The organism is Halorubrum sp. Hd13 (assembly GCF_002252755.1).
Classification (GTDB): Archaea; Halobacteriota; Halobacteria; order Halobacteriales; family Haloferacaceae; genus Halorubrum.
In genome coordinates this window covers 17,390-37,605 of the sequence record NZ_NHOY01000053.1, presented here as the reverse complement: position 1 = coordinate 37,605, position 20,216 = coordinate 17,390, and the positions used below count along the sequence as shown (strand labels likewise).

Here is a 20,216-nt window from a genome sequence, read left to right as displayed (position 1 = left end):
AGGGCTCGCGCGGGGAGCCGCGCCGCGACCCGCCTCACCGCTCGAAGACGAGCCCGTAGTGGAACGGCGGGAGGTCGACCTCGCGGGCGAGCCGCAGGTCGCTGGCGTCCTCGACCGCGCGCCGCGTCTCCGCCGGACCCACTCGCAGTTCGGTCGGCGGGCCGCGCGGCTCGCCGGCGAGCGTCGTCTCCTCCCGCGGCCGGTCGCGCCAGTTGACGACGACGAACCGCCCGTCGACGGCGAGCGCGCCGGCGACGCCCGAGACGAAGCCGGCCCGGTCGTCGATCCCGTGGAAGGCGTTCGCCAGCAGCGCGACGTCGACCGGCTCGGGGAGGAGCGCGGCGAGGTCGCGCGCGTCGCCGCGGACCGGCACGACGTTCTCGATCCCCTGCTCCGCCGCGAGCCCCTCGAGCTCCGCGAGCAGCGACCCGTCGAGGTCGACGGCGTACACCGACGCCGGGTCGGCGACCCGCGCGGCCGGGAGGGCGAAGTAGCCGTTGCCGCAGCCGATCTCGGCGACGCGGTCGCCCGGCGCCACGCCGAGCCGCCGGAGCGTCTCGCCCGGCGTCGGCCAGATCCGTCCCCACCAGTCCCAGTCCGGCTGTCCCGTGTTCCGGAAGCGGTCCATGCGAAGCGGTTGTGATCGGGCTCGGTTAGCGGTTTGGATCCGACCCGCGGCGCCTCGGGAGGGGTCGTCCGAAGCGATCGATCGCCGGCCGCGATCGGTCGCCCGTCCGGCCCGCGAGTGGGAAGGGGTTTGTCGACGGAGCCGAAACGGCCCTTCCAGATGTCTCACCGGGACGACCTGCGCGAGGCGGCCGACGCCCTCGGCGGTTCCGTCGTCGTCTGCGGCCTCGGCGCCCACGGCGACCGGCTCGCGGGCTCGGCGTTCCGCAACGCCCGGTACGCGTCGGTCGCGGCCCTCCTCGCGGAGGCGACGACCGCGACCGAGCGTGGCGCCGCGCCGGCGCCGGCAGACGCGTCGCCCCCCGCGGCGGTCGTCGTCGCGCTCGATCCCGACGAGGTGGGCGAGGGCCACGAGGCGGTCGAGTCGCTCCGGGCGCTCGGCGGGCTCGACGCGTTCGCGGTCGCGGTCGTCCCCGCGAACGCGGCCGACGACGACGCGCTGTCCGCGGTCCGCGACGCCGTCGACGCGGTGCTGCTCGCGGAGGGCGACGCCGTCGAGGCGGCGATCCGCGCGTTCCTCGCGACGGTCCAGGAGCCCGGCTTCGTCAACCTCGACCTCACCGACGCCGAGACGGTGCTCTCGGCCGGCGTCGCCGCGCTGGGAACCGGGACCGCCGACCGCGACGCCCCGGGTGCCGCGGTCGCGGCGGCGTTCGACGGGCTCCCCGAGGGGGTCGACGCGACCGACGCGAGCGCGGTGCTCGTGGACGTCGTCGTCGACCCCGAGACCAGCATCGCCGCCGCGACCGACGTCATCGCGGCGGTCAGAGAGCGGATCGGCGCCGACGCCAACGTGATCTGGGGCGGCGCGGTCGACGAGGACGCCGCCCACGAGCTCGCCGTCCGACTCGTCGTCGCCGGGGTCCGCCACGCCCCGCCGCCGGCCGCCGGCGACCCCTGCCCCCGCTGTGGCGATCCGCTGGTAACGTACCGGTTCGGCGCCCGCGAGACGCTCTCCTGCGACGCCTGCGGCTACTCCGGGATATCGATGCGGCGCGAGTGACCCGTCTCGCGGGCCGGACCGCCCCGCCGTGACGGACTCGCTCTCGGCTGCCCTTCTGTGACGGACTCGCTCTCGGCCGACGCGCCGCCCCCGAGTCACCCGAGGAGAACGGACTCGGGCCCCGGCCAGTCGGCGAGCGACTCGTCGTAGAGCGTTCGCGCTTGGAGCCGGATATAGGCGCGCTGCGTCGACCGGATCGCCTCGGCGGGGGTCGCCCCGTCGTCGAGGGCGACGGCGACGGCCGACCGCTTCCAGTCCGCGGGCGTCCGGCCGGTCTCGACTCGGCTCCGGAGCGGGGAGAGCGCCGCGGCGATCTGGTCGGTCGTACAGCCGTGCTCCTCAAGTCCGTCCTTCGCGGCGGCGAACAGGTCGCGGTACAGTCCCGCGGTCTCCGTCGTCGTCGCACCGTCGGCCGTGATCCACTCCATTTCGGCGTCGAGCCCGTCGCGGGCGGCCGCGTAGAAGTTCGATTCCGCCCGCTCCCAGGGGAGGTCGACGACCGGGTGGCCGCGCTCCGCGATCCCCCGCATCGCCCCGCCGAACGCGGCGAGGATCGCCACCGCGTCGGGGATCGTCGGCTGGCCGGGGAGCGGGCGGAACTCGATCCGGGCGCTCGCGCTCCCCTCGGTCGCGCCGTCGAACACCGGCCGGACCCACCGCCAGTAGCTCCCGTGTTTGTGTCGGAAGTGGACGAACTCGTCGTCGAACCGGCCCTCCGCCTCGATCTCCGCCGGGACGAGCACCGGGTCGGCCGCGATGCGGTCGATGGCCGCCCCCACGCTGTCGATGTCGCGGGGGAACTTCACCTTTCGATCGCGTCCCGGCGGATTCATCATCTGCTCGTACACCGGGATCCGGTGTTCGGCGTACCCGTCCGCCACGAGCAGTTCGCGGTCGGGGCCGGGGTCGTCGTAGAGCGCGGGCGGCAGGAACGGCGAGTTGACGGCGAGCGCGAGCAGCGGCCCGGCGAGCCGCGTCGCGATCCGGTGATACCTCGGGAGGTCCGCGGCGCGGCGGGGCTGGTAGTGGGGCTGGATCGACGTGGTGAGACTGACCGGTCCCGCGCTGTCCGCGTCGATCCTCGCGCCGGGGACGTCGATCTCGCTCCCGATCAACCGGTCCGCGCCGACGCTGGCGAACCCGTGATATCGGACCCCGTTGCTGACGTTGATCCCCAGCGTCAACCCCTCCTCGTGCGTGGCCTCGGTCAGGTAGTCGTCCGTCGCGCTCTCCGCCGGGCCGATCGTCCACATCCCGTCGCTCACCACGCGGATCCCGTCCGCGGCGGCGCGCCGCTGGAGCGCGTCGAGCTTCCCGGTCACGTCCGCCCGGACGGCGTCGATGCCGCGGCCGGTGAACGGGTGGACAGCCGAGTTCAGCTCCGCGTTGTGGAGCCCGAGCTCCCGGTCGAACCCCACGCAGCCCAGAAGCGACCGCGGGATCCGACGGAGGTTGTCCGTCTCGCGGTCGACGGCGTAGAACTCGTACTCGAGCCCCGTCGTCACCTGCTCGTTGTCGAACGTCCCCGCCTCGACGTGGGCCCGGATCGCGTCGGCCTCCTCGCGGACCCGGGAGTCGAACGCATCGACGTCGATATCGGCGACGCGTTTCAGTCGTTCGACCGGATCGCTACCTTTGCCAGTCATACACACGCATAGTTCGGAGCCGAATATGAAAGTACCCCTGAGACGACAGGAACGGGCCGCGGCGTCGACGAGCCGTCACGCGTCGCGACGCCGCGAACGCCGTCCGGACGAGTCAGTCGTCGGACGGGGCCGACGCCGGCGTCTGCTGTGCGGACTCGACCGGCTTCGCGAGGACGTCCTTCCGGCCGGCGTCCAGCTCGGAGAGGACGTAGACGATCCCGTACAGCAGGGCCGCGCCGACCGGCAGCAGGATCACCGGCGTGATCCCGGTGACGCCCCACGTCAGCAGGAGCAGCGCTGAGACGCCGAGGACGGTCACCGCGTAGTACATCTGCGTCCGGACGTGGTCGATGTGGTCCGATCCCGTGAACGTCGACGCCAGGATTGTGGTGTCGGAGATGGGCGAGCAGTGGTCGCCGAAGATCGCCCCGCTGAAGATCGTTCCGACGGCCACCGGCAACAGCGCCGCGGTGCCGCCGCCGACGCTGTACGCCAGCGGGATCGCGATCGGCGTCACGATCGCCATCGTGCCCCACGACGTGCCGGTGGAGAACGCGACGACCGCGGCCGCGAACAGCACGACGAGGGGGAGCAGGGTCGGAGTGACGAACGCCTCGGCGACGTTGGTGACGTACACGCCGGTCCCGAGCGCGGTCGTGACCGTCCCGATCGTCCACGCCATCACGAGGATGGACAGCGCGGTCAGCATCATACCGAACCCGTCGATGACCGTTTCCATCGCCTCGTCGAGCGAGGCGACGCCGCTGCCCACGCCGAGCACGATCGCGACCGAGACCATCGCGAACGTCCCCCAGAGCAGCGCGTCGACGAACTGCGCGTTCCCGACGACGTCGAGCGTCGAGGCGCCGGGGTCGGACGCCGAGAGTCCGGTGAAGAAGGCCCCGCCGATGACGACCGTGATGAGCGCCCCGACCGGGACCAGGAAGAACCGAAGCTGCGGCGAGTCGGTCAGGAGGTCGCCGAGGCTGTCCTCCGCGCTCTGCATGGGAACCGCGTTGTCGCGGAGCAGCTTCCCCTCCGTCCACGAGCGGGTCTCGGCCGTGAGCATCTCGCCGAAGTCGCGCTGGCTGAGCACGATGATCCCGACCATCGCCACCGCGAGGATGCAGTAGACGTTGAACGGGACGCTCTGGATGAACAGCGCGAACGCGCCGGGCACCGCTTCCGATTCGGGCGAGATGCCCGCCGCCGAGTACCCCTCCCGGATCATGCTCAGCTGGTAGACGACCCAACTGGAGATCCCGAACGTGGCGACCGGCGCGGCCGTCGAGTCGATGATGTACGCGAGCTTCTCGCGGGACATGCGCAGCTCGTCGGCCATCTCCCGCATCGTCGTGCCGACGATCGCCGTGTTCGAGTAGTCGCCGAAGAACCACAGCATGCCGAAGACCCACGTCGCGAGCCCGACCTTCCGCTGTGAGTCGAGCCGCGAGGTCGCGGCGTTCGCGATCGCGGAGGCCCCGCCGAGCCGCCAGATGAGCGCGACGCCGGCGCCGAGGAACAGCACGATCAGCATGATCTTCGCGTTGAACGTGCTCTCCCCAATCGAGGAGACCACCCAGTCGAGCGACTGCACCACGCCGACGTTCGCGGTGAAAATCACCGCGCCCGACCAGATGCCGAGGAACAGCGAGAGGACCGGCTTCCGGGTGACCATCGCGAGCACGATCGCGAACAGCGGCGGGAACAGCGATATCGCCCCGTAGGTCTCAACCGTCATGACTCACCTCACAAACGGAACCGATACTGGATTGAAACCCGATACTCGTCGAGTTTACTCCGGAATCGTTGGAGTAATCTGATACCATCTCGGACCGCACTGGCTGTTTGTGTATAATAAGGCTGTTGCATGGGGGCGTGACCAACACTACCAGTTATTAATACAATATTAAGCGGCGTCTCGCGGTCGGTGATGCGGCTCGTCGCTCGGTGGCGATCCCCACCAGACAGCGACCAGTTCGCTGGTCCGCGTCCGACTCGCTGGCCGCCGCCGGTCTACCCGTTCTTCCCGCCGGTCACCGAGACGCGGTCGCGGACGGTCCGGGCCAGCGACTCGATACCGTCGTCGATTGCTGACGGCGACGCGTAACTGAAGGAGAGGCGAGCGAATCGCCGGCCGCCGTCGTCGGGGTAGAAGAACGTCCCGGGGAGATATGTGACACCGGCGTCGATGGCGTCGGGCAGCATCGCCTCGGCGTCGGTCCCCTCCGGGAACTCGACCCAGACGAAGAACCCGCCGCTCGGCTCGCTCCACGTCGCGCTCGGCGGCATGTGCGTTTCGAGGCTCGCGAGCATCCGGTCCCGTCGCCGCTCGTACCCCTCGCACAGCCGAGCGACGGCTCGGTCGAGCCGCCCGTCCGTGCAGTAGCGATCGATCAGCCCGCGGGTGAAGCTCGGCTCGCCGCCAGCGTCGATCCGATCGAACTGCGCCGTCGCCGTCTCGTCGGCCACGATCCATCCCGTTCGGACCCCGGGCGCGATCGTCTTCGAGACGGTGTTTACACGGACCACGCGGTCGTCGACGTCGAGGGCCTTGAGGGGCGGTCGCTCGGAGCCCTCGTACCGCAGCCGGCCTTACGGGTCGTCCTCGAGCACGACGAAGTCGTACCGCTCGGCGAGGTCGAGGAGCCGCTCGCGTCGGTCCGTCGCCATCGTGACCCCGGTGGGGTTCTGGAAGTCGGGGATCGTGTAGACGAGCTTCGGCTGGGCCGCGCCGCACCGCGCGCGCGAGGCGAGGTCGTCCGCGAGCGCGTCGACGTCGAGCCCCTCCTCGTCCACGGTCACGCCGGTCACCGCCGCGCCGTGGTTCCGGAAGATGCCCAGCGCGCCCATGAACGTCGGCGCCTCGACGACGACCTCGTCGCCCGGTTCGAGGAACGTCCGACAGACCGTGTCGATCGCCCGCGTCGCACCGTTCGTGACGTGGACCGTCTCCGCGGCGCAGTCGATGCCGCGGTCCCGCGCCCGGTCGACGACGAGGTCGCGGAGTCCGTCGGCGTGGTCGCCGCCGCCGTACTGGAGCGCGCGCTCCGGCTCGCTCGACAGCAGCGAATCGGTGGCGGCGGCCAGCTCCTCGTTCGGGAACGACTCCGGGTACGGGAACCCGAAGGCGAGCGGCACCGCGTCCGCGTTATGGATCGATCGCCAGTCGCCGTACACGGCGCTTCCCATCGTGTCGCGAACGGTATCGGCGAAGAGGTGTTCGATCCCGTCCGACGGATCCTGTTGTGTCATCGTCAGTTATGATACGACATCGCCCACGATATCATAAGTCTGGCGCAGAACGGCAAAAGAAAGATCGGCTAACTCCGAAATAACGGCCGATACGATCAGAACGACGAATCGAACCGGCCGATCGACGGTCAGAGGGAGACGAACCGGAGTTGGTAGTCGTAGTACACGTCGTCGTACCGGCACAGGTCGGCCCGGTTCGAGTCCACCCCGGCGTCCTTCCGGACGTTCCCGTCGATGTACGGTCGCTCGTGGAGCGCTCGGAGCACCTCCCGGTACGCCTCCGAGTACGGGTGCGACTCGCGGTACTCGTCGGCCTCGGCCTCCAGCAGGAGGTCTCTCGCGTCGGCGGAGAGGTCGTCGCGGGAGATCCGGGCGCCGACGAACTCGGCGCGGAGTATCGCCTCCATCCGCTCCGGCGTGTCGGCCACCCGTTCACCGGTCGCTCGGTACACCGGTTCGTGGAACTCCTCCTCGGTGATCTCGACGACATACTCCGTGTCGCGAACGGTGACGCGGTCGGGGCCGTCCGCCGCGAGCAGGTCGCTCTCCGCCGCGGCGTCGTCCCGGCGGTACACGTAGCCGCCGCGCCGGACCAGCCCCACCGGCATCCCGCCCTCGTTCCCCCGCGCCCGCGCCGCGTGGTGCGCGATCTCGACGGCCCGCCGGTCGATCGCCGGAAGCGCATCAGCGCTCGTCGGCTCGGCGGCTCCGTCGCTCGTCTCCGCGGGCTCGAACAGTCTGAGCACGGGACGCGAGACGGCGACCTCGTCGACGACGACCGAGTCGAGCCAGTAGTACGTCCCGTCGTGTCGGGCGTACGTCGGATCGTCCGCGTCCGAGAAGAACGGTTTCCGGTACTGCGTCGTCAGCGTCGTTCCGTTCCTGACGGCCTCGAAGGCCCCGTCCGCCCAGTTCGGATCGGCCTCCTCGGGATCGGTGACGTACCTGTCACGGAGGGCGTCGCCGAGTCCCGAGAGCGACAGCCTGAGCACGCGGTCGCCGTCCGCGCCGTTCGATCCCGGTTCGCCGTCACCGGACGTCCCGCCGAGACAGCCCGCGGCGGCGACCGCCGCGGCGGCGATCCCGCTCGCGGCGAACCGACGCCGAGAGATCGGAGTGTCGTCCATACGGAGAGACGGGCCACCGCTCGCAAAGGGCTGTCCGTTACCCAAACAGCGACTGTAGTCACGGTGGTCGGACGCGCGATCCGACCGTCGAGTCAGCCGCCGGGCTCTCCCGCGTCCGGCGGGACCCAGCGGACCCGCGCGGTGTCGAACTCGATCTGCGCCCGCTCGACCCCGTTCCGAACCGTCGCGAGCTGCGGGTCGGCGGTGTCGAGCCTGACGACGCAGGTGTGGTCCGCGTCGCTCAGGACCGCCGCGATCGACTCGACGTCGGTCCTGACCCGCCCGGCGTGTTCCGCCGCGGAGTAGGTGCCCATCGCCTCCGCCGGGTCCCGGTATCCGGCCCCGGATATCATCCTGAACGCCTCGCACGCCTCGGGGTGGCGCGCGAGCACCTCGCGGAAGCGCTCGTCGTCGACCTCGCCGAGGAACCGACCGCCCTCGCGGGCGGCCCGGTCCGTCCGATACGCGTGACGCCCCTCCGAGTCGCCGTCGGATCGGATCCGATCCGACACGTCGTCCACGGCCTCCATGACACTTGGTAACGGTTAAGCTCCGAACGCTAAAGTATCTTACTGAGCGTTCAACGGCCCGTTCGCGGCGAGTTCGCCGGGAGAGATCCGGGCCGCGATCGCGGCGACGGTCGAGAGCGGATCCCGCCCGACGGTAATCCTCTTCAGAAACGCGCCCGTACCACCGACCGCATGTACGGCACGACCCTGATCCCGACCGGCGGTAGCGACGCCGCGTTCGCGGCCGTAGAGGACGCGGTCGAGATCACGGCGCCCGACGGGACGGTCCACGTCCTCGGCGTGCTGGAGGACCTCCCGACCTACGAGCGGTCCGGGAAGCCGGGCGCGTTCGACGACGACGACCCGGAGCAGCGGGTCCGTCTCGAGGCGGCCGTCGAGCGGATCGAGTCCGAGGCGACGGCGGCGGGGATGGACTGCGAGACCGCGATCGGGGAGGGCGTCCCGTCGCGGGAGATCGTCGCGTACGCGGACGAGATCGGCGCCGACGCGATCGTCATGGGGACCCGCGGCGCCCGCGACGCCGCGGGGGACCTGCTCGGCAGCACGACCGAGCGCGTCCTCCGCGACGCGTCGACGACGGTCGTCTCCGTCCCCGCGTCGAGGTAGCGGTCCGGCGCGCCCCGCGCCCGATCCCGTCAGCTATTCACACGCGGGCCGACGAGAGCGACCGTGATCGCGTTCGCATCGACTGCGACCGACGCGTCGCCCTCGGCCGCGTTCGACGCGGTCGGACGGCGGGTGAGCGAGCCGTGAGCGACGACGGCCTCTTGGGGTCGCTGTCGCTCGTTGGGCTGTTGAGCCTCTGTTGTATCGGATTCGGCGGGGTGGCCGGCGGCGCCGCCGTCGCGGGCGGTGGGGCGTCGGTGAGCGTCATCACCACGGGAACGACGGGGGCCCGAGGGGCGCTGATATCCGGGGGCGTCACGTTCGCGACGGTGCTGGTCGCGGCCGCGGCGATCCGATGGCGGTTGAACCGGTGAGGCGGCGGCGATTCCCGGTCAGTGCTGTCGCTCCTCCGGCGCGGCGCGCGGCTCGCGGTCCGGGGGGGCCTGTCGCGGAGCGGGGGCCGTCTCGTCTCGGTACAGCCGGAGCAGTTCCTCGAGGAGGACCGCGTGCCGGTCGCCCGGGACGTACTGGTGGTCGATGAAGTCCTCGGCGTCGCTGACGTTCCCGCGGAGGGCCAACTTCCTGACGAACGCGACCGACTCGAAGAACGGCGGGTGATCCGCGTCGGCGTCGGCGCCCAGCTCGCGCTCCGCCTGCGGCATCACCTCCTCCCTGATCTGCTCGTAGTCGATGGTCTCCGGTTCGTAGTCGTCGAGCACCTGATTCAGCACGTTGTCGGTCGAAAAACGGTAGAACTCGGACTTGCTCTCGAACTGGCCGCTCTCGACCAGCGACTCGATCTCGCCGACCACCGACTCGGGAAACCGGACCGTGCTCTTCACCATGCGTCCACGAGGCGCCCCCACCAGTATTATGTTTTTGTCAAATAATCTGAAACATGTCCGCGGGCGAGGGTCACCTCGAACGCCGCGCCGCGGCCCGGCGTCGGCCGCCCGGTCGTCCGATGTGCTGGGTTTATCACTCCGAATTCGTTAGACAGTTATCATGACACCGTACGAGCCGTTCGACCGCGACGTGGAAGTGAACGGTCGAACTGTCCGTTCTATCGTCGAGGAGGGGATGGGACGGTTCTCCGACGCGTACCGCGAACGGGCGCTCGCGGCGCTCGCGGAGGAGGGGATCCGGGACCCCTCTCCCGACGAGTGGTACCCGCAGCAGGCGTGGCTAGACGCCTTCGAGACCATCGCGACGGACCTCCAGCCGCACGTCCTCGACCGCCTCGGCGAGCAGCTTCCCGACGTCGCGGACTGGCCGAGCGAGTCCGCGACCGTCGCGGGCGGGCTTCGCGGTATCGACGAGGCGTACCGGCGGAACCATCGCGGCGGAGAGATAGGCGAGTACCGCTTCGAGCGGACGGACGACCGGGCCGGCGAAGTGACGTGTCACACGCCGTATCCGTGCCCGTTCGACCGCGGGCTGATCCGCGGCGTGGCGAAGGAACACGCGCCGGTCGACGCGTTCGTGTTCATCGAGGAGACCGGGCCGGACTGCCGACGCGAGGGCGGCGACGCGTGTACGTACACGGTGTACTGGTAGGAGGCTTCGGTCGGTAAGCAGGAGGGGAAGAGGCTTCGATCGGTAAGCAGGAGGGGAAGAGGCTTCGATCGGTAAGCAGGAGGAGAAGAGGCTTCGATCGGCGGACGGGCTCGCTCGCGCCCCCGACGGCTCGGTGAGCGCTATCCCTCGTACGAGTCCAGGGCGTCGCGCAGCTCCGCGGCAGAGAGCTCCGACGCGAGTTCGACGATCTCTTGGAGGTCCTCGTACGTCTCTCGGAGCTCGCGGATCCGCTCGGCCTCGACGCCGTCTCCGTCGTCCAGCCCGCGTTCCGCGCGTCTGATCGTCCGGTGGGTGGTCTGGAGCTCTCGTTGCACGTACTGTTGGAACACGTCCTGCAGGATGTACCAGATCTCCCGCTCGGCGGCGAACCGAACCCGCCGCCCGCCGCCGTCGGACGACCGACGGTGGATCAGGCCCACGCGCGTGAGCGTCCGAGTGACGTTGCTGACGGTCGACTTCGCGTACCCGGTCCGGTCGACGAGCTCGGGGATCGACAGCGGGGCGTCCGCGAAGTAGAGAACGCCGTATATCCGGCCGGCGCTGCGGCTCAGCCCGTACACCTCGGCCGACTGCTCGAGCGATTCGATGACGCGCTCGCGGGCGGCCTCGGCGTTCTCACTCATACGGGCGACCTCGTCGCTCCGACGCATGAACGTGTCGAACAGCCATACCAGAGGTAGGCATTCCGTAAGTATTAAACTGTTTGATTCGCTTGTTCGACTCGAACCGAACAAACAGAACCGTTGTTCGCCCTCCAGACCTCATGGCAAGCGCGTTACCACACCGACCGACAGTCGACCACGCCCCCCGAGAACAGACGGACGTCGTGCTCGGGCGCGACGAGCCGACCGACGCGCTGCGCGTCCTCTCGTGTGACACCGCTCAGCGGATCCTCGCCGCGCTCGCGGACGGTCCCGGCACGGCCTCCGACGTCGCCGCCGACGTCGACGCGTCGCTCCAGAACGTCACCTACCACCTCAATCGGCTCTGCGACGCCGACCTGATCGCGCCGGTCAACACGTGGTACTCCGAGAAGGGAAAAGAGATGACCGTCTACGCGCCCACCGTCGAGCGGATCGTCGTGCGCTTCGACGCGCCCGCCGACCGTTCGCCGACAAAGCGCGACCGACCCTGAACGGTCCGGAGCCGTCCCGATCGGTCAGCCGCGTTTCGTCTTCTCGACGGGCGAGCGTCGCTCGGACGACCGGCCGGACGCCCGCGGGTCGCTATCGATTGGCGCCGCGCTCGAACGCGCCGGCGAGGTCGTCGGCGACGGTCGCGATCGCCTCCTCGGCGCGGTCGACCTCGCGGAGCGTCATGAAGCCGTGGACCATCGCCTCGTAGTTCTCGTACCGCGTCGGGACGCCGTCCCGGACCAGTTGCTCGGCGTACGCCCGGCCGCCGTCGCGGAGGGGGTCGAACCCCGCCGTGACCACCGTCGCGGGCGCGACGCCGCCGAGGTCACCGGCGTTCGTCGGGTCGGCGTACGGGTTCCGCCGGTGAATCTCGTCGTCGTAGTAGCAGTCGGAGAACCACTCGATGTCGGCCTCGTCGAGGACGGTCCCGGCGTGCTCCCGGAGCGACGGCTGTCCGGGCCGGACGCCGACGCTCGGGTACAACAGCGCTTGGTACGTGATCTCGGGGCCGTCGCGCTCGGCCGCCATGAGCGCGGCGACCGCGGCGAGCGCCCCGCCGGCCGAGTCGCCGGCGACCGCCACCTCCCCGGTCCCGGCGAGCGAGTCCGGGTTGTCCGCGGCCCACTCGACGGCGGCGTACGCGTCCGCGACCGCCGCGGGGAACGGGTGTTCGGGAGCGAGCCGGTAGCCGACCGAGAGGACGGCGCAGCGGCTCTCCCGCGTGAGCCCCCGACAGAGCCAGTCGTGGGTGGCGACGCTCCCGAGCACGAACCCGCCGCCGTGGAAGAAGACGACCGTCGGGAACGGCCCCTCGGCGTCCGGGAGGTAGAGCCGCGCGTCGAGCGCGCCGTCGGGGCCGGGGACCGTCCCGTCGACCGTCCGCCCGACCGGCGGGGGGTTCCGGTTCCGGATCCGCATCACCGGCCGGGTGAGGAGCCGGGCGAGCTTCAGCCCCCACCTGCTGTGCGGCAGCGGCAACCGCTCCTGACGCTCGACGGCCGCCTTCGCTTGCGGGTCGATCTCGTCGGCGTGCATGGCCGAACGTGTGACGACCGGGGGCTAAGTCTTGGTGGAGCGCGACCGCGAGTTCGCCGCGACGCTTTTCACCCGGGAAATCGTGGACTCGGCCGATGCCGGACGGGACGAAGCTCGCCGACGTCGAGACCCTCATCGAGCGCGGGTCCCACCGCTTCACGGCGGCGGACCCGTTCACGAACGACAGAGAGGTCGTCCTCGTGCCCTGCGACGAGCCGCCCGGGGTGCGGGCGTGGGTCAACACCTGCCCGCACGAGAACCAGCGGTTCGACACGGGCGACGGCGTCCCGATGCGGGACGGCGAGGTGATCTGCCCGCGCCACGGCTCGCTGTTCGACGCCTGCTCCGGCGAGTGCGACAACGGCCCGGCGGCCGGGACGACGCTCCGCGAGGTCGAGGTCGCCGTCGAGGAGGGCGCCGTCTACCTGACCGACGGCGACTACTCGTTCCGGCACGAGGGCGGGACCGACGACGACGATCCCGGGTCGACCTCGCACCTCTCGCTCTGATCGACGCGGGCCGCGTCCCGACCGCACGGGTCGGCGGGGCCGGATCCCCGCAGGCGAATGGGAAGTGAACTAAGTCGTTCGAGCCAGTCGCCGGATCCATGGAGACGGAGGCTCCGATCCGGGTGCTTCACGTGGAGGACGACGAGGAGTTCTCGGAACTCACCGCCACGTACCTCGCGCGCATCGAGGACCGGATCGTCGCGGAGACGGCCGCGGACGTAGACGAGGGGCTCGACGCCCTCGCGGCCGCCGAGTTCGACTGCGTCGTGTCGGACTACGACATGCCGGGACGGAACGGGATCGAGTTCCTCGAAACCGTCCGTGCGGATCGACCGAATCTACCCTTTATCCTCTTTACCGGAAAGGGGTCGGAGGGCGTCGCAAGCAGCGCCATCTCCGCGGGCGTCACCGACTACCTCCAGAAAGGCGGCGGCCCCGACCGCTTCGAGCTCCTCGCGAACCGCGTCGTCAACGCGGTCGAGCGGCGGCGCGCCGAGCGCGAGGCCGACCTCTGGGCGAAGGCCATCGAGGCCTCCAACGAGGGGATCGCAATCATCGACAGAGACGGTCGCTACACGGAGATGAACGAGGCGTACGCCGCCCTGTACGGTGTCGAGCCCGCGGCACTGATCGGCGAACCGTGGGTCACGACCGTCCCGGAGGAGGAGGTCGAACGCCTCAAGCAGGAGGTGATCCCCACGCTCACCGAGGAGCCGTGGTCAGACGAGTCGATCGGCCGGCGCGTCGACGACAGCGTCTACCCGAAGCTGCTCTCGCTCGCCGCCCTCAACGACGGCGGACACGTCTGCGTCATCCGGGACATCTCGGACCGGAAGGAGCGCGAGGCGGAGTTAGCGGAGAAGGCCGCCAAGCTGGACATCCTCTTCGAGCAGTCGCCGGACCTCATCGACCTCCACGACGCGGACGGACGGATCGTGGACGTGAACCGCCGGCTGTGCGACGAGTTGGGCTACTCGGAGGAGGAGCTCGTCGGCAAGCGCGTCTGGGACATCGACGAGGCGGTCGACCCGGAGGAGGCGAAGCGCGTCTGGGGCGAGATGGATCCGGGCGAGATGTGGGAGCTCGACGGACGCTACCGCCGCCGCGACGGATCGACGCTCCCCGTCGAGGTGCACGTGGCGCGGGTCGACCTCCGCGGGCCGGAGCAGTTCTTCGTCATCGCTCGGGAGTCGGCCGACGAGCGCTGACCGCGTCGCCGCTCCGCCGGCCCGCCCTTCGGCCTTCGGGCCCGCCGTCACCGACTCGGCGGCTCCGGCTCCGAGCGCGTCTCGACGTCGACGCGGTCGTGGATGTGCCCCTCGCGCTCGCGCAGGTGCCGCGGGGTCCGGTCGTTGCTGACCGCGAGGACCTCTCCGACGATGCTGTGGGCGATCTGGTACGGCGTTCCGCCGCCGAGGTCGAGCCCGACGGGCGTGTACAGCGACGCGAGCTCCGACTCGCCGAACGTCGTCCCCTCGTCGTCGTACGCCTCCAGCATCTCCTCGAACCGCTCCCGCGGGCCCATCAGGCCGACGTACGGCGCCTGCGACCGGAGCAGCTCCTCCACCGCGATCCGGTCGTCGACGAAGTTGTGCGTCATCACGACCGCGTGCGTCCGGTCGTCGAGGTCGAGCGCGTCGCCGAGCCCCGCCGGCGACGTCGTCACGGTCCGGTGGGCGTCGGGGAACCGCGCGTCGAGGTCGACCCCGCCGCGGAAGCCGACGACGGTGACGCGGAAGTCGTTCCGCTCGCCGAGTTCGACCACCGGCCCCACGTCGTGGCCGGTCCCGAAGACCACGAGGTCGTCCGGGGCCGCGAGCCCGTCGACGAACACCTCCACCGTCGCGCCCGTCTCGTCCTCGACCGCGACGACGTCGGCGGCGCCGCGCGCGGCGAGGTCCGCCGCCGGCCCCGCGAGCGCCTCGACCGGCCACCCGTCGGCGGGCGACCCGTCGGGGAGCGTCAGCCGGTCCTCGTCGGGCCGGTAGTAGGCGCGCTCGCCGAGGCGGTCTCGGTCGGCGTGCGCACCGTCGCCGCCGGCTCCCGCGCCGCCGTCGCCCCCCTCGCCCCCCTCGCCGCCGGCGGAGAGCACCGTGAGCACCGCGACGTCGCGGCCGGCGCCGAACGCCTCGACGGCCGGCCGGTACGTCTCCGTCAACGGTTCCAAGAGGACGTCGATCACGCCGTTACAGCCGACGCCGAGCCCCCAGACGTCGTCCTCGTCCTCCATCAGGTCGTACGTGACCCGGTCGGGGCGACCGGTCTCTCGGACCGCCTCGGCGGCGGCGAGCAGGTCGTCCTCGATACAGCCCGCCGTGATCGAGCCGACGCCCGAGCCGTCGTCGTCGAGGAGCATCTTCGCCCCCGGGCGACGGTAGGCGTTCCCCTCGACGTCGACGATCGTCGCGAGCACGTCGGTGCCGTCGGCGTCGAGTCGGTCGCGAACGCGCTGTACCACTTCGGTCTCCGGTACGCTCCAGTTGCTTGCTGTCATGTCAGGTCACAGGTCGATGGTCGCCGGCGCGTCGCGCGCCGCGTACACCTTCCGAACGCCGCGGTCGTGCAGGTCCGTGCCGCAGGCGCCGCCCGCCACCGCGTCCCGCGTCCGAGCGGGGTCGTCCACCGCCGCGCCGGCGACGACGTCGACGCCGCGCTCGAACAGCGGACTCGGAAGCGACGAGGCGGTCGCGCCGACCACGACGACGGTCGCCGAGCCCGGGGCCGCCTCCAGGTACCGCTCGGTCCCGCCGTACACGAGCGTCGAGCCGGTGACGAACACCACGTCCGCCCCCTCCATCGCGCCCGCCGTCTCCGCCGGGGCGAACGACCGCAGCGACACGCCCGCGGGGGTCGACACCGCATCCGAGTCGACGGGCTCGCGCTCGATCGCGCGGACCTCCACGCCGTCGAACTTCCGGAACGCCGGCCGGAACAGACCGACCGTGACGACCGTCTCGACCGAGGGGTCGAGCAGCGCCATCGGGTCGCCGTCCCGCCAGTCGAGCAGCGGCGCCGCGCAGGCGTTCAGCGTCGCCACCGCGAGCGCGCGGTCGCCGAGGGCGACGGTCGCGGCGCCGGTCGCAGTCTCCCCCGCTCGGACCGGCGCCAGCAGTCCCTCGACGTCGTCCGGGACCGTCGGCGCGGATCCCGCTGGGAGGTGCGCGAGTCCGGCCGGGGGCCGCCGGTATCCCCCGTCTCGCTCCGTGAGCTCCACCAGCACGGCCGAGTCGCCGACCGTGACGCGGTCGAGGCGACCCCCCGAGAGCGCGCCGCGGTCGCGGAGCGCGTCGCGCGTCGCCCGGAGGACCGGACCGGGCCACTCCTCGTCGGCGTCGGTGCCGTCGGCGCCGACGCCGGCGGTCCCGTCGGCTCCCTCGCTTCGGCGCGTCATACGACGCCCTCCTCGCCGGCGTCGCCGGTCCGGGCCTCGTCGTCGGTGCGACCGCGTCCGCCTCCGGGCGCGCCGCCGGTCCGACGCGGGTCGTGCTCGTAGCCGACCGGGCCGCCGAGCCCGCGCCGCTCGATCTGGCGGGCGGCCTCCGCGAGGTCCGCGCCCTCGGCGAAGCCGAACAGTCCGTCGACGTACGGGGCCGCGTCGCTCATCCCGCGGGACGCCGGCTCGAACGACGGGGAGACGGCGAGCGGGTTGAGCCAGACGACGCCGTCGGCGCGGTCCGCGAGCCACGTGATCCCGTCCGTGAGCAGGTCGGGGTCGCCGACGTCGAGCCCGTCGCTCACGACGACGACGACCGTCCGCCGGTCGACGGCGTGCGGCGCGGTCCGCCGCAGCGCGTCGAACGCGCCCCCGATCTTGGTGCCGCCGCCCCACTCGATCTGCGCGGCGCGGAGCGCCTCGGCCGGCTCGCCGCCCGGGTCCGCGAACGCCGCCGTCGCCTCCGCGAGGTCGGTGTCGAAGAGGAAGACGCGGGCGTCGCGGGCGCTCGCCGCGACCCGCTCACCGAGCCCGAGCAGCGCGCTCCGGTCGATCGTGTCGAGCACCGACCCGCTGACGTCGACCAGCAGACAGCACCGCAGTTCGCTCGGCGTCGGCGCGTCGCGCGGGAGGTCGATCGGCGCGCCGCCGGTCTGCAGGCTCGCCCGCAGCGCGCCGCGCGCGTCGACGTTCGGTCCGGTCGGGGAGCGCCGGCGGCGCCGCCCGGGCAGCGACGAGAGCGCGTCGACGAACCGCTCCGCGGCCGCGCGGTCCGCGCTCGACGGCGCCGGCACGTCCGCCTCGACGAGCGCGCTCTCGCCGACCGCGCTGTACCGGCGCCCGTCCGTCTCCTCGCGCGGCTCGCCGGTCGGCCGATCGCCGGCGGCGTGGCGGCGGTCGGTCGGGATCCGGACGGTGGGGTCGCCGTCGCCGTCGGCGTCCATCTCCGGCGGCTCCGCGCCGTCGAGCAGGCCGGGCTCCTCCGCGTCGTCGGCGTCGGAGCCGGCGGTCGGCCCCGCCTCGTCCCCCGTTCGGTCCTCGCCGTCGTCCCCCTCCTCGGACTCCGGCGACGGACCGTCGTGGGCGGTGGCGATCCGGTCGAGGCCGCTCCGGAGGCGGTGCCAGAACGTCGGGAACGCCTCGGCGAAGGGGTCGCCGTCGGCGGTCTCGGAGAGCAGGCTCGCTCGCAGCGCCGCCTCGACCCGACGCTCGTCTGTCAGGCCGACCGCCGCGATCGCGCGGGCGGCGTCGAGGGCGCCGGAGGCCGGCACGGCGACGCCGTCGCGCCGAAGCACGGCGACGAACCGGATCAGCTCCGTGAGCAGGTGCTCCCTCGCCGCCGGGAAGTCGGGCGTCTCCGTCGCGGTGCCGTCGGAGCGCGCCATGGTCACTCGGTCCGCTCGGCCGCCGCGCTCGCGGCGTCGTGGAGCCGTTCGAGCAGTTCCGCGTCGACGCGACCGACGTCCTCCGCCTCCTTCAGCAGGCAGCCGATCGTCCGCTCGATCTCGTCCGGCGCGAGCGGCTCGTCGGCGTCGTCGTGGCGCAGCGCGGCGACCGCGCGCGCCCAGTCCAGCGTCTCGGCGACGCCCGGGCGCTTGAGGAACGACTCCTCGCGCAGGCGCTCGACCACCGAGCACACCTCGGCGGCGACCGCGGCGTCGAGCTCGGGCACCTTCCGGCGGACGATCTCGTACTCCGTCTCGAACGACGGCGGCTCGACGTGGAGGTAGAGGCACCGCCGCTTCAGCGCGTCGCTCAGCCCCCGCGTCCGGTTCGACGTGAGGATCACGATCGGCGGCGTCGACGCGCTCACGGTTCCGTACTCCGGGATCGACACCTGGAAGTCCGAGAGCAGCTCAAGGAGGAACGCCTCGAACTCCTCGTCCGCGCGGTCGATCTCGTCGATCAGCAGCACCGGCGGGCGCCCCTCCGAACTGCGGAGCGCGCGCAACAGGGGGCGTTCGAGGAGGTACTCCTCGCCGAACACCGAGCCGGCGGCGTCGCCGCCGCTGACCGCGTCGGCGACGCCGCCCCCGTCGCGCTCGCCGACAGCTCCGGCGTCGCCGTTCGTCGCGGCGCCGCCGGCGACCGTGCCCTCGTCGGCCTGCACGGCGAGCAGCTGTTTGGTGTAGTTCCACTCGTAGAGGGCGTTCTCGGCGGTGAGCCCCTCGTAACACTGGAGGCGGATCAGCTCCGTGTCGAACCCCTCCGCGAGCGTCTTGCCGAGCTCCGTCTTCCCGCTTCCGGGCGGCCCCTCGACGAGGAGCGGGCGCCCCAAGCGGAGCGCCAGATCGACCGTCGTCACAGTGCGGTCGTCGGCGACGTAGTCGGTCGCCTCGAATCGCTCGCGCAGTTCCTCCTCGGTGAGCGAGTCGAAGGGGCCCGCGTCGAGCTCCCCGCTCACGCCTCTGCCCCCTCGAGGTACGACGCCGGGTCGTTCGCGAACGAGTCGGCGCAGCCGTGACAGCAGAAGTGGTACGTCTCGCCGTCGTGCTCGACCGAGGCGTCCGCCGTCGCCGGGTCGACGGTCATGCCGCAGACCGGGTCGATCGCGGTCGCGTCGTCGGCCGCGGCGGTCTCGTCGTCGCTTCCGTCATCCATCTCGGCGGTCCTGTCGTCACTTCCGTCGTCGTCAGCCGAATCGACTGCAGCGGTATCGCCCGTGCCGACAGCGCCGCCCGTGCCGCGCGCCCCGCCTGCCCGCACCGAGCTCGCCTTCGACCGCTCGCCGACGACCTCGGCGAGCAGGCTCGCCGCGATCGCCGCCGGGGTGTAGGCCGCCACGTCGACGCCGGCGGGGTTCGTCACCGCCGCGACGACGTCACCCACGTCGCTGTCGAGCAGCCCCGCGGCGCGCTCGGTCACCTCGGCCGCCCGCTCGTCGCTGGCGACGAGACCGACGTAGGGCGCGTCCGCGAGGATCCCGGCGGCGACGCCGCGCGCGTCGTACTCGCCCATCGAGGCGACGACGACGAGCGGCCCGGGGCCGACGGCGTCGGCGATCGCCTCGTGGTCGACCGTGTCGAGCACCCGCGTCGACGCCGGCACGTCGCGGTCGGCGTCGGCGTCGGCGACGACGAGCGTCACGTCGACGGCGAGCTCGTCGGCCAGCCGCGCGAGCGACCGGGTCACCGGCGAGTCGCCGACTGCGACGAGTTCGGTCGTCGGCGTCACGGGCTCGATGAACAGCTCCAGCACGCCCTCGCTGTGACACGTCATCGGGAAGGCGTCGAGCCCGGGTCGGTCGACGGTGTCGGGGTCGGGCGCGATCCCGACGAGCCGGGGGCTCCCCTCCTCGATCGCCGCCGCGCCCTGCGTCGCCACGATCGACTGCGCGCAGGCCGCGCCGCCGACCCACCCGTGGATCTCGCCGTCGGCGGTGACGACCGCGCGGTCGCCGACGTTGGCCGACACCGGCGGCTCGCGCCGGACGATCGTCGCCCGCGCGTACGGCTCGCCGCGCTCGGCGAGCGCCGCCTCCAGGTCGGAGACGTCGCCGTCGTCGGTCCCCGTCGCGGTCCCGCTCGGTTCGTCGCGTTCGGGCCGCTCGCCCCCGTCGATCGCGGGCTCGTCGGCCTCGCCGTGCTCGGTCTCGTCGTGTTCGGTCTCGTCGTGTGTCATCAGTTGGTGGAAGCGGTCCCGCCGCCCCCGGGCGAGTCGGCCGAACGGGC

20 protein-coding genes and 1 pseudogene are annotated in these 20,216 nt (G+C 71.9%); 7 read left to right on the top strand and 14 right to left on the bottom strand.

What is annotated here, in order from left to right:
• Positions 1 to 34: 34 nt before the first annotated feature.
• Positions 35 to 628, bottom strand: coding sequence for a class I SAM-dependent methyltransferase (locus DJ81_RS07425; RefSeq protein ID WP_094524216.1), 594 nt, complete (start codon positions 626 to 628; stop codon positions 35 to 37).
• Between the two features lie 159 nt (positions 629 to 787).
• Here DJ81_RS07425 and DJ81_RS07420 point away from each other — a divergent pair, with 159 nt between their 5' ends.
• On the top strand, positions 788 to 1,690 hold the full coding sequence (locus DJ81_RS07420; protein WP_094589154.1) for a zinc finger domain-containing protein: 903 nt from the start codon (positions 788 to 790) through the stop codon (positions 1,688 to 1,690).
• A gap of 95 nt (positions 1,691 to 1,785) precedes the next feature.
• Here the strand turns inward: DJ81_RS07420 and DJ81_RS07415 are convergent, their stop codons facing one another.
• The 5 genes and pseudogenes from DJ81_RS07415 to DJ81_RS07395 all read right to left on the bottom strand — a co-directional run bounded on the left by DJ81_RS07415 (position 1,786) and on the right by DJ81_RS07395 (position 8,248).
• Positions 1,786 to 3,336 (bottom strand): hypothetical protein, encoded by a 1,551-nt coding sequence (locus tag DJ81_RS07415; protein WP_094589152.1) that lies wholly within the window; start codon positions 3,334 to 3,336, stop codon positions 1,786 to 1,788.
• A 112-nt stretch (positions 3,337 to 3,448) separates the two neighbouring features.
• The gene (locus DJ81_RS07410; RefSeq protein WP_094589150.1) at positions 3,449 to 5,077 is read right to left on the bottom strand and encodes a Na+/H+ antiporter NhaC family protein; all 1,629 of its coding nucleotides are present in this window, start codon (positions 5,075 to 5,077) and stop codon (positions 3,449 to 3,451) included.
• Positions 5,078 to 5,352: 275 nt separating this feature from the next.
• Positions 5,353 to 6,528, bottom strand: a pseudogene (locus DJ81_RS07405) (PLP-dependent aminotransferase family protein).
• 191 nt (positions 6,529 to 6,719) lie between these two features.
• On the bottom strand, positions 6,720 to 7,718 hold the full coding sequence (locus tag DJ81_RS07400) for a hypothetical protein (protein WP_094589148.1): 999 nt from the start codon (positions 7,716 to 7,718) through the stop codon (positions 6,720 to 6,722).
• Positions 7,719 to 7,810: 92 nt separating this feature from the next.
• Complete coding sequence (locus DJ81_RS07395) at positions 7,811 to 8,248, bottom strand: hypothetical protein (RefSeq protein WP_094524210.1); 438 nt, start codon at positions 8,246 to 8,248, stop codon at positions 7,811 to 7,813.
• A 171-nt stretch (positions 8,249 to 8,419) separates the two neighbouring features.
• Between DJ81_RS07395 and DJ81_RS07390 the strand changes: the two genes are divergently transcribed.
• Together DJ81_RS07390 and DJ81_RS07385 are read left to right on the top strand one after the other, a co-directional pair.
• Positions 8,420 to 8,854, top strand: coding sequence for a universal stress protein (locus DJ81_RS07390; protein WP_094524209.1), 435 nt, complete (start codon positions 8,420 to 8,422; stop codon positions 8,852 to 8,854).
• A 143-nt stretch (positions 8,855 to 8,997) separates the two neighbouring features.
• The gene (locus DJ81_RS07385) at positions 8,998 to 9,228 is read left to right on the top strand and encodes a hypothetical protein (protein WP_094524208.1); all 231 of its coding nucleotides are present in this window, start codon (positions 8,998 to 9,000) and stop codon (positions 9,226 to 9,228) included.
• A gap of 18 nt (positions 9,229 to 9,246) precedes the next feature.
• Here the strand turns inward: DJ81_RS07385 and DJ81_RS07380 are convergent, their stop codons facing one another.
• Positions 9,247 to 9,699: a hypothetical protein gene (locus tag DJ81_RS07380; RefSeq protein ID WP_094524207.1), complete on the bottom strand. Its 453-nt coding sequence runs from the start codon at positions 9,697 to 9,699 to the stop codon at positions 9,247 to 9,249.
• 160 nt (positions 9,700 to 9,859) lie between these two features.
• Between DJ81_RS07380 and DJ81_RS07375 the strand changes: the two genes are divergently transcribed.
• Positions 9,860 to 10,411 carry a hypothetical protein gene (locus DJ81_RS07375; RefSeq protein ID WP_094589146.1) on the top strand — a complete coding sequence of 184 codons (552 nt, stop codon included), beginning with the start codon at positions 9,860 to 9,862 and terminating at the stop codon, positions 10,409 to 10,411.
• A 140-nt stretch (positions 10,412 to 10,551) separates the two neighbouring features.
• Here the strand turns inward: DJ81_RS07375 and DJ81_RS07370 are convergent, their stop codons facing one another.
• Positions 10,552 to 11,055, bottom strand: a complete 504-nt coding sequence (locus DJ81_RS07370) for a GbsR/MarR family transcriptional regulator (protein ID WP_094526045.1) — start codon at positions 11,053 to 11,055, stop codon at positions 10,552 to 10,554.
• Positions 11,056 to 11,195: 140 nt separating this feature from the next.
• Between DJ81_RS07370 and DJ81_RS07365 the strand changes: the two genes are divergently transcribed.
• The gene (locus tag DJ81_RS07365) at positions 11,196 to 11,567 is read left to right on the top strand and encodes a winged helix-turn-helix domain-containing protein (protein WP_094524204.1); all 372 of its coding nucleotides are present in this window, start codon (positions 11,196 to 11,198) and stop codon (positions 11,565 to 11,567) included.
• A gap of 91 nt (positions 11,568 to 11,658) precedes the next feature.
• On the opposite strand, the gene DJ81_RS07360 is transcribed toward DJ81_RS07365, so the two are convergent.
• Positions 11,659 to 12,603: an alpha/beta hydrolase gene (locus DJ81_RS07360; protein WP_094589144.1), complete on the bottom strand. Its 945-nt coding sequence runs from the start codon at positions 12,601 to 12,603 to the stop codon at positions 11,659 to 11,661.
• 95 nt (positions 12,604 to 12,698) lie between these two features.
• Between DJ81_RS07360 and DJ81_RS07355 the strand changes: the two genes are divergently transcribed.
• Together DJ81_RS07355 and DJ81_RS07350 are read left to right on the top strand one after the other, a co-directional pair.
• Entirely contained in the window at positions 12,699 to 13,112 is a 414-nt protein-coding gene (locus DJ81_RS07355; protein ID WP_094589142.1) for a Rieske 2Fe-2S domain-containing protein, read from the top strand.
• Positions 13,113 to 13,210: 98 nt separating this feature from the next.
• The gene (locus tag DJ81_RS07350) at positions 13,211 to 14,320 is read left to right on the top strand and encodes a PAS domain S-box protein (protein WP_094589140.1); all 1,110 of its coding nucleotides are present in this window, start codon (positions 13,211 to 13,213) and stop codon (positions 14,318 to 14,320) included.
• 47 nt (positions 14,321 to 14,367) lie between these two features.
• On the opposite strand, the gene DJ81_RS07345 is transcribed toward DJ81_RS07350, so the two are convergent.
• The 5 genes from DJ81_RS07345 to DJ81_RS07325 are packed head-to-tail and all read right to left on the bottom strand — an operon-like array spanning position 14,368 to position 20,166.
• Entirely contained in the window at positions 14,368 to 15,606 is a 1,239-nt protein-coding gene (locus DJ81_RS07345) for an XdhC family protein (RefSeq protein ID WP_094557714.1), read from the bottom strand.
• Positions 15,607 to 15,612: 6 nt separating this feature from the next.
• Positions 15,613 to 16,503, bottom strand: coding sequence for a Rossmann-like domain-containing protein (locus DJ81_RS07340; RefSeq protein WP_094589138.1), 891 nt, complete (start codon positions 16,501 to 16,503; stop codon positions 15,613 to 15,615).
• Positions 16,500 to 17,930 (bottom strand): VWA domain-containing protein, encoded by a 1,431-nt coding sequence (locus DJ81_RS07335; RefSeq protein ID WP_094589136.1) that lies wholly within the window; start codon positions 17,928 to 17,930, stop codon positions 16,500 to 16,502. The genes DJ81_RS07340 and DJ81_RS07335 overlap by 4 nt, the downstream gene beginning before the upstream one ends.
• 2 nt (positions 17,931 to 17,932) lie before the next feature.
• Positions 17,933 to 18,949: a MoxR family ATPase gene (locus DJ81_RS07330; RefSeq protein WP_094524197.1), complete on the bottom strand. Its 1,017-nt coding sequence runs from the start codon at positions 18,947 to 18,949 to the stop codon at positions 17,933 to 17,935.
• Positions 18,946 to 20,166, bottom strand: coding sequence for an XdhC family protein (locus DJ81_RS07325; RefSeq protein ID WP_094589134.1), 1,221 nt, complete (start codon positions 20,164 to 20,166; stop codon positions 18,946 to 18,948). Before DJ81_RS07325 ends, DJ81_RS07330 begins: the two co-directional genes overlap by 4 nt.
• Between the last annotated feature and the right edge of the window lie 50 nt (positions 20,167 to 20,216).

Bases quoted from the DNA above. Each gene is read 5' to 3' on its own strand.
- DJ81_RS07425 (WP_094524216.1), bottom strand. From the start codon at position 628: ATGGACCGCTTCCGGAACACGGGACAGCCGGACTGGGACTGGTGGGGA.
- DJ81_RS07420 (WP_094589154.1), top strand. From the start codon at position 788: ATGTCTCACCGGGACGACCTGCGCGAGGCGGCCGACGCCCTCGGCGGT.
- DJ81_RS07415 (WP_094589152.1), bottom strand. From the start codon at position 3,336: ATGACTGGCAAAGGTAGCGATCCGGTCGAACGACTGAAACGCGTCGCC.
- DJ81_RS07410 (WP_094589150.1), bottom strand. From the start codon at position 5,077: ATGACGGTTGAGACCTACGGGGCGATATCGCTGTTCCCGCCGCTGTTC.
- DJ81_RS07400 (WP_094589148.1), bottom strand. From the start codon at position 7,718: ATGGACGACACTCCGATCTCTCGGCGTCGGTTCGCCGCGAGCGGGATC.
- DJ81_RS07395 (WP_094524210.1), bottom strand. From the start codon at position 8,248: ATGGAGGCCGTGGACGACGTGTCGGATCGGATCCGATCCGACGGCGAC.
- DJ81_RS07390 (WP_094524209.1), top strand. From the start codon at position 8,420: ATGTACGGCACGACCCTGATCCCGACCGGCGGTAGCGACGCCGCGTTC.
- DJ81_RS07380 (WP_094524207.1), bottom strand. From the start codon at position 9,699: ATGGTGAAGAGCACGGTCCGGTTTCCCGAGTCGGTGGTCGGCGAGATC.
- DJ81_RS07375 (WP_094589146.1), top strand. From the start codon at position 9,860: ATGACACCGTACGAGCCGTTCGACCGCGACGTGGAAGTGAACGGTCGA.
- DJ81_RS07370 (WP_094526045.1), bottom strand. From the start codon at position 11,055: ATGAGTGAGAACGCCGAGGCCGCCCGCGAGCGCGTCATCGAATCGCTC.
- DJ81_RS07365 (WP_094524204.1), top strand. From the start codon at position 11,196: ATGGCAAGCGCGTTACCACACCGACCGACAGTCGACCACGCCCCCCGA.
- DJ81_RS07360 (WP_094589144.1), bottom strand. From the start codon at position 12,603: ATGCACGCCGACGAGATCGACCCGCAAGCGAAGGCGGCCGTCGAGCGT.
- DJ81_RS07355 (WP_094589142.1), top strand. From the start codon at position 12,699: ATGCCGGACGGGACGAAGCTCGCCGACGTCGAGACCCTCATCGAGCGC.
- DJ81_RS07350 (WP_094589140.1), top strand. From the start codon at position 13,211: ATGGAGACGGAGGCTCCGATCCGGGTGCTTCACGTGGAGGACGACGAG.
- DJ81_RS07345 (WP_094557714.1), bottom strand. From the start codon at position 15,606: ATGACAGCAAGCAACTGGAGCGTACCGGAGACCGAAGTGGTACAGCGC.
- DJ81_RS07340 (WP_094589138.1), bottom strand. From the start codon at position 16,503: ATGACGCGCCGAAGCGAGGGAGCCGACGGGACCGCCGGCGTCGGCGCC.
- DJ81_RS07335 (WP_094589136.1), bottom strand. From the start codon at position 17,930: ATGGCGCGCTCCGACGGCACCGCGACGGAGACGCCCGACTTCCCGGCG.
- DJ81_RS07325 (WP_094589134.1), bottom strand. From the start codon at position 20,166: ATGACACACGACGAGACCGAACACGACGAGACCGAGCACGGCGAGGCC.